Source organism: Anaerosporobacter sp., assembly GCF_965301125.1.
In genome coordinates this window covers 1-7,715 of the sequence record NZ_CBDLAM010000175.1, presented here as the reverse complement: position 1 = coordinate 7,715, position 7,715 = coordinate 1, and the positions used below count along the sequence as shown (strand labels likewise).

The 7,715-nt window shown below is 35.7% G+C and carries 5 protein-coding genes and 2 tRNA genes; all 7 read left to right on the top strand.

Features of this window, described 5'->3' with window-relative positions; all coding sequences use genetic code 11:
* Positions 1 to 642 (top strand): YczE/YyaS/YitT family protein (locus ACW2QF_RS15715; RefSeq protein ID WP_455716955.1); only part of this gene is annotated, 642 nt, incomplete at its 5' end.
* Between the two features lie 18 nt (positions 643 to 660).
* Positions 661 to 1,812, top strand: a complete 1,152-nt coding sequence (locus ACW2QF_RS15710; protein ID WP_455716954.1) for an exonuclease SbcCD subunit D — start codon at positions 661 to 663, stop codon at positions 1,810 to 1,812.
* Positions 1,809 to 4,919: an AAA family ATPase gene (locus tag ACW2QF_RS15705; protein ID WP_455716953.1), complete on the top strand. Its 3,111-nt coding sequence runs from the start codon at positions 1,809 to 1,811 to the stop codon at positions 4,917 to 4,919. Before ACW2QF_RS15710 ends, ACW2QF_RS15705 begins: the two co-directional genes overlap by 4 nt.
* 550 nt (positions 4,920 to 5,469) lie before the next feature.
* Positions 5,470 to 5,542: transfer RNA gene (locus ACW2QF_RS15700), tRNA-Val, on the top strand.
* A 47-nt stretch (positions 5,543 to 5,589) separates the two neighbouring features.
* Positions 5,590 to 5,663: transfer RNA gene (locus ACW2QF_RS15695), tRNA-Met, on the top strand.
* A 171-nt stretch (positions 5,664 to 5,834) separates the two neighbouring features.
* Positions 5,835 to 6,407 (top strand): 2-C-methyl-D-erythritol 2,4-cyclodiphosphate synthase, encoded by a 573-nt coding sequence (gene ispF, locus ACW2QF_RS15690; protein ID WP_455716952.1) that lies wholly within the window; start codon positions 5,835 to 5,837, stop codon positions 6,405 to 6,407.
* Positions 6,408 to 6,889: 482 nt separating this feature from the next.
* Positions 6,890 to 7,561 carry a serine O-acetyltransferase EpsC gene (gene epsC / locus ACW2QF_RS15685; protein ID WP_455716951.1) on the top strand — a complete coding sequence of 224 codons (672 nt, stop codon included), beginning with the start codon at positions 6,890 to 6,892 and terminating at the stop codon, positions 7,559 to 7,561.
* The last annotated feature ends 154 nt before the right edge of the window (positions 7,562 to 7,715 follow it).

The window sequence follows — 7,715 nt, the reverse complement described above, 5'->3', positions numbered from 1 at the left end:
GTATTTACGAGGATAAAAAGAATGAAATATTATAAAAGAATTTTAATTGCAGTTATAGGAATTTTCTTTGTGGGACTTGGTGTCGCATTTAATGCCGGAACTTTGTTTGGAAATGATCCGATTGCAATTTTGTATGATGGTATGCGCAGTTTGCTAGGAATGAGACCAGAAGAGTTAGGGTTGATATCCAATGCAGTTAATGTAGGTATGATTGTTATCCTATTCTTTGTAGGGAAAAAACACATAAATATCGGTACACTAATTTACATTCTACCATTTGGTTTCTTTATATCAATCGGAACCAACATATATAATGCAGTAGTTAATCAAGACAGTATTGTTCAAAGGGTATTTGCTGCAGTAATCGGATGTACAGCAACCTATTTGGGTGTTGCATTATTCATAGTAGCAGCTATTGGGCTTGACCCATTCACTGGAGTAGTTATGGTAATAAAAGATAAGATAGGTTGGAGTTTTAGAAAGACAAAAATATGTTTTGATATGACAATGGTGTTACTTGGATATTTATGTGGAGGAAAACTAGGTGTTATCACAGTGATAACAATAGCAACAGCAGGTCCTACAATCCAATTCTTTTCAGACATTTTGAAGAAATACATTAATAGAGAACAAAAAGTTTAGATATAAGGAGGGAAGATAATGAAGTTCATTCATACAGCAGACCTTCATATAGGAAAAGTGGTTAATGAATTTAGCATGTTAGAGGAGCAAAAACATGTTTTAAGTCAGATACTTACTATAGTGAAGGAGGAGAAAGCAGATGGATTAATCCTAGCTGGAGATATCTATGACCGTTCTGTTCCATCTGCGGAGGCGGTTCTTGTTTTAGATCAATTCTTAAGCGAGGCAACAAAACTAGGAATTCAGATTTTTATGATTAGCGGAAATCATGATTCACCTGAAAGAATTGGTTTTGCACAGAGGATTGTAGAGGATAAAGGATTGTATATTGAAGGTATGATACGAGGAAATATGAATCCTGTTGTAATGGAAGATGAGTATGGTAAACTCAATATCTATATGCTACCATTTGCAAAGCCAGCAATTGTAAGACATCAATATCAAGATGATAACATAGTTACCTGTGAAGATGGTGTGCGCAAGATGATTACGGAATCTGGTGTAGATGGGAAGAAACGAAATTTATTGATTACACACCATTTTGTTACATCTACAGGAAAACCACCAGAACAAAGTGAATCGGAATCTGATTTATTATTAGGTGGTGCTGAAAATGTGGATGCAAGTGTATTTGAAGCATTTGATTACGTAGCACTTGGACATATTCATGGACCACAACGAATGGGAAGAGATACGATTCGATATAGTGGATCACCTATTAAGTATTCTTTCTCGGAAGTATTTCATAAGAAGAGCGTTACAATTGTGGAACTAAAGGAAAAAGGCGAGGTAAGCTTGTCAGTGCGGGAACTTGTTCCAATTCATAATATGAGAAAAATTAAGGGAACCTTAGAGGAACTAATGAAAGAAGAGGTGTATTCTTTAGCGGAGGTGAATGACTATCTTCATGTAACCTTATTAGACAAGCAGGAATTATTTGATCCTATGGGAACCCTTCGCAGTGTGTATCCCAATGTTATGCAGATTGCATTTGAGAAGAATGAACGAAAAGAACATGAGAATAACATTAACATAACAAATGCACGTAATAAATCAATCTATGAACATTTCAAGGACTTCTATGCAAGTGTTGCTGGTGAAGAGCTAGAAGGAGAATACGAAACTTGCATGAAGGAAGTGATAGAAGAGATTGGGGGTGATAGATCGTGAAACCATTGCAAGTAACCATAGCAGCATGGGGGCCGTATAAGGATAAAGTAGTTGTTGATTTTACAAAGTTTAATCAAGGAAGCCTATTTTTAATCACTGGTCAAACAGGTGCGGGAAAAACAACGGTATTCGATGCCATAACATTTGCGCTATATGGAGATGTAAGTGGTAAGATAAGGGAGAAGGCGACTCTTAGAAGTGACTTTGCTACTGCCGGAGATGATACTTATGTAGAATTGTTATTTGAACATAAAGGAAAGAGTTATCGTGTCTATCGTGCACCAAAATATGAACGCCCAAAGAAACGTGGAGAAGGAACGACGGTATCACAAGAAATTGCAGAACTATATATCGAGAACCAAACTCCAATTGTTGTAATAACAGAAGTGAATAGAAAAATAGAAGAAATTCTTGGTATGACCTATCTTCAATTTAAGCAAATATCCATGATTGCACAGGGAGAATTCTTAGAATTACTTGTGGCTAGTTCGAAAGACCGCGTAGAGATTTTAAGAAATATTTTTAAGACGAATCAATATGAGAAGTTGCAGAAAGCATTAACAGAGAAGTCTTTACGATTACAAAGAGAATTAACAGAACAAAATAACCGTCTTGATGAAATTGTGAATACGATTGAGTGTAACCGAGAGGATGAAGAAGATGAGCTATCGAGACTCCTTCTAGCACCACCTTATCATTATGATCGAATTCTCACTCTTTTGAAAGAAGGAATGACAGATTCTAAGAAGGTAGAAGTACAGCTAGAGGCTAGTATTAGGGAATATGAACAAGCAGAGAGTGTATTGATTGAGAAGATTACAAAAGGTGAGAAGATTAATGAAAATCATCGAAGATTAGCAGAGCTAGAAGCGCAGTTACAACAATTAGTGAATCAAAAAGAAGTATTTGAAGCTAAGAAGCAAAAACTAAATCAGGCGTTGCAAGCAATGAATGTAGATTCCTTTGATAAGATGTACGAAGCATCTGTAGTTCGATATAATGCATCTAAATCAAAGTGGGAACAAATCAAAGCGGAATTAGATACCGTTTTACCAGAATATGAGACAAGTAAGAAGGAATTTGAAGAAGTAGAGAACCTTGAGAAATCCCTTTTAGAAAATCAGATGAAGCAAAAGCAAATTGAAAGCTATCGCCCACTTGTTGACGAAGTGAATGCATTGCAAGACAAGGTAAGATTAATCCATAAGACGATCCGTGAAATTCAAAGTATGCAAGAAAATCTTCAAAGTAAGCAAGAACAGATGAAGAGTTCTATTGAAAAATCTAAAGAAGAATTTCATCTTTATGATAATGTGGAAGTTTTAATAGAACAAAATAAATCAGGTAGGGAACGTCTACAGATACAAATAGATAAAGTTAAGCAGTTACAAGTTAAGAAGGAAGTACTAGACAGTGCTATTCTTAATAAAGAAAAGTATTTACCTGAATATAAAAAGGCCGAACAAGAATCATTGGAGGCAAAAAGATTATATGATGAAAAAGAAACACTGTATCGACGAGCTATTCTTGGTATTGTAGCAAGGGAACTTGAAGAAGGGAAACCTTGTCCGGTATGTGGTTCTACCTCCCATCCGATGAAAGCTACGGTTTCGGATAATGCACCAGATGAGAAAGAATTAGATGAGTATAAGAAAATAGCAGAAGAAAAAGCAGAAATCTATCAACGTGGATATTCAGAACTTATTGCTTTATCAGAGAAGGTAAGTGCACTTCAAAGTGATTTCGATACTATCTGCAAAGATAATGGGATTGCTTCGGAGCTGATTCTAGAGCAAATTGAAACACTACTACAAAGTCAAGTGGAATTGGAAAATCAAGCAGCAACCTATGAAAAGAATCATATTAGAAAAACTGAGCTAACAGAAAGTATTACGAATCTAGAGAAGTTATTGAAAGAGCAAGAAGAGAATGCAGCTCAATTAATGAATCAATATAACTTAGCATTACAAGAGGGCAAGCAACTTACAGAACAAGTAGAACAGAAGAAGGCTATGTTACCTTCAGAATATCAAAGTATTACGCAAATCTCGGAAGCTCTTGAGCAGATTACTGTACAAGTTGAGAAACAAAAACTACAGATTCAAAGAATTAGAAAAGAATATGACATTACTAAGACGAAATATGAACGATTGCTTGTTCTTCGTATTGAACGTGAAGAAGAGATGCGTATGGTTCATGCACAAGGTAAGGTGGAAAAACAAGAATTAGACACTGCTTTACAAAAATTCGGGTTTGTATCAAGATTGGAATACAAAGAAGCTTCTATGAATGAAAACGATCGTGCGGCTTTAGATGATGAAATCAAAACTTATCTGGAAAGTTGTAAAGAAATTGAGGCAGGGAAGAAGACGTTACAAGAGACACTGGGCAAAGAACCAATAGTTGATGTTGATATACTTAAGGAAGAACGCATGACTTTACAATCGAAAAAGTTACAGGTTGTAGAGGAGAAACAAGCATTCCATACGAAACAAACGGTGAATGAGAAGGCTTATAAGTCTATGAAGGAAAAGTTAGCGAAACGTTCTGCGTTAGAGAAAGAGTATGGAGTTGTGAAGCAACTGGATAATATAACAAAAGGAAATAACCCAGATCGTCTTGTTTTCGAACAATATGTATTAGCTTCTTATTTTGAGGACATACTAAAGGCAGCAAATCTTCGCTTGTTAGTAATGACCAATAGTCGTTACGAACTGCTTCGTTCTTCAGGAGTTAGTGATGCTCGTAAGAAAGATAGTTTGGACATAGAAGTGTTAGATCACTATACTGGTAAGAAACGTTCTGTTAAATCCCTTTCAGGTGGTGAGTCCTTCAAAGCAGCACTATCCCTCGCACTTGGCATGTCAGACATTATACAAAGTTATGCCGGTGGAATAGAGATTGATACGCTGTTCATTGATGAAGGTTTTGGATCACTTGACACAGAATCGTTAGAACAAGCTCTAGAGACATTATCAAAGCTGACAAAAAATAATCGTTTGATTGGTATTATCTCTCATGTGGGCGAGTTAAAAGAGAGAATTAATAATCAGATCGTAGTGGAACGAGGAAAACATGGAAGTACGTTAGAGATGAAAGTTATATAAAAGGTTAATGTACTTGTGTATTTTTGCGCTAGAGGCAAAACTCTATATGCATGCATATCATAGCTTCTTAACTTACGTACTATAACACGAAACACGCTACACACCTAAGTACTTCTAAGTGTGTACAATATAGGTGATTCAAATGATATGGAAACGCCTTCGATTCGGCATCCTGCCTCAGCTCAGACTTGCTCGGCCTCCATGCCTCGCATTCCTAGGCTATGATGTACACACTAAGAAGTACTAAGATGCTTCGCTATTGTTTCTTAGTCATAGTACGTAAGCTAAGAAGCAAATCTACGCTTTTTAGAGTTTTGCTATTCTACTTTATAGACACACAAGTACGACTAGATAGTTAACTTTTATTTAGTTTTTAAGTGTAGAAGTTTGATTAAGTAACTAATCGAATAAAATTTACCTAAAATGCACAAATTAATAGAACAATTAAAAAAATAAAAAAAATTATAATTTACAGCTTGACATTTTTATAGAAAACAAATATAATATCAAAGTACTTACGACGTAAACGTTGTTGTCAAGTACTTTGAATGGGATCATAGCTCAGCTGGGAGAGCACCTGCCTTACAAGCAGGGGGTCATAGGTTCGAGCCCTATTGGTCCCATTACCTAACTGTAACAAGTTAGGGACAAGCTATTGTCAAGTAAATATGGCGGAGTAGCTCAGTTGGCTAGAGCATGCGGTTCATACCCGCAGTGTCGGCGGTTCAAATCCGTTCTCCGCTATTATAAAGTCTAAAAAACGTCAAGTAATAGATATACTATTACTTGACGTTTTTGCTTTATGGCTTTATTATTATTGAGGGAAGTGAGATAAATACGATCACTTTTTTAGATGATATCAGCTAAGCTTTTATTATAATATATTGTGTAGAAGAAAAGAAAGGAGGATATGAGATGCGTATAGGTATGGGATATGATGTTCATAAATTAGTTGAAGGTAGAGAACTCATAGTAGGCGGAGTGAATATTCCTTATGAAAAAGGTTTATTAGGACATTCCGATGCAGATGTGTTATTACATGCAATTATGGACGCGTTACTTGGTGCAGCAGCACTTGGCGATATAGGAAAACATTTTCCGGATACAGATGAACGGTTTAAGGGAGTTTCAAGCCTTTCATTATTAGCAGAGGTAAAGAAATTACTTGATAATGAGTTATTTGTTATAGAAAATATCGATGCTACAATTATTGCACAGAAACCCAAAATGGCTCCACATATTGAACAGATGCGTGAGAATATAGCTGCGACATTACAAATTGAAGTAAATCAAGTTAATGTGAAAGCAACTACAGAAGAGGGTCTTGGTTTTACCGGTGAAGAGAAGGGAATATCTTCTCAGGCAATATGTATGATTACAAGCGTAAGTAATTATGCTTATGACAATGTTATGGAGACATTTCAACCAAGCGGAGGTTGCTCTGGTTGTTCGGGTTGTAGTGGCGGTTGTGGTAAGAAGAAATCTTAATGCAAGTTATCAAATTTTGTTGACAAATCGCGAAATAATGAATAGAATATAGCAAGACAATTTATATTGTTCTAGGTTTGCCTAAAGAGACGTATATTAATTATTAGGCATAGAATTTAATTAAAGTGAAAAGCGAAGAACAGAAAAGTAGCAGATACGAAGATAACAGAGATGGAATGTCACCGGCTGTAAGCATTCCTTATTGAAGTATGGAGGATTCCGCTTAATTATTGTAATTAAGTCTGTGAAGTGCATCTGGGAGCTGATTTAGTGAGGAATACTCTTAGCTAAATCCGGTAGCAGCCGTTATATGACGATAAGATGTTAACTAAGAACTGTGGTTTCCTTTGTTAAAGGAATCAGTTCGTTAATAATATAGAGTGGAACCGCGAGTAAATCGCCTCTAATATGTGTATACATGTTAGAGGCGATTTTTCTGCTCTATTTATCCCCAAATAATAAGGGAAGGATAGTGGTTTCGAATGGGATTCATTAATTATGTCAAGGAAGAAATACAAATGATTAAAGAACGTGATCCAGCTATTAAGACCTCTATGGAAGTCTTCTTGTATCCAAGTTTTAAGGCTGTATTGAGATATCGTATCGCACATAAGTTATATTTAAAGAAACATTATTTTTTAGCGAGATGGTATTCACAAAGAACTGTTCGTAAAACAGGTATTGAAATTCATCCAGGGGCAACAATAGGAAAAGGATTATTTATTGATCACGGTAATGGTGTTATAATAGGGGAGACAGCTATTGTTGGTGACAATGTAACCTTGTATCAAGGTGTTACACTTGGTGGTACTGGTAAAGAAACTGGCAAACGACATCCTACTATTGGTGACAATTGTATGATTAGTGCAGGCGCTAAAATTTTAGGTTCTTTCACAGTTGGTGAGAATTCAAAAATTGGTGCAGGTAGTGTTGTATTATCGGAAGTTCCACCAAACTCGACGGTAGTCGGTGTTCCTGGAAGAGTTGTAAAACGCGATAATGTGAAGATACCATACGAAGATTTAGATCAAGTACATTTACCAGATCCTGTTTTGAATGATATATCAAAACTTGAAGCAGAGAACAGAGCTTTACGTAATGAATTGCATATTCTTAAGGAAAAAGTTTCTAAGTTAGTTAATGAAGTAAAATAGGTACGGGAAGCAAATCTACGCTTTTCTGAGTTTTGCTTTTCTACTTTATTAATATACATTTATTGGTATACTTTATACACTACAAAGAGTTTCATAATTAGCTATTTATTATCAATAAGGCAAGGAATGGTGATTAAAAGAAGTTATATAATAC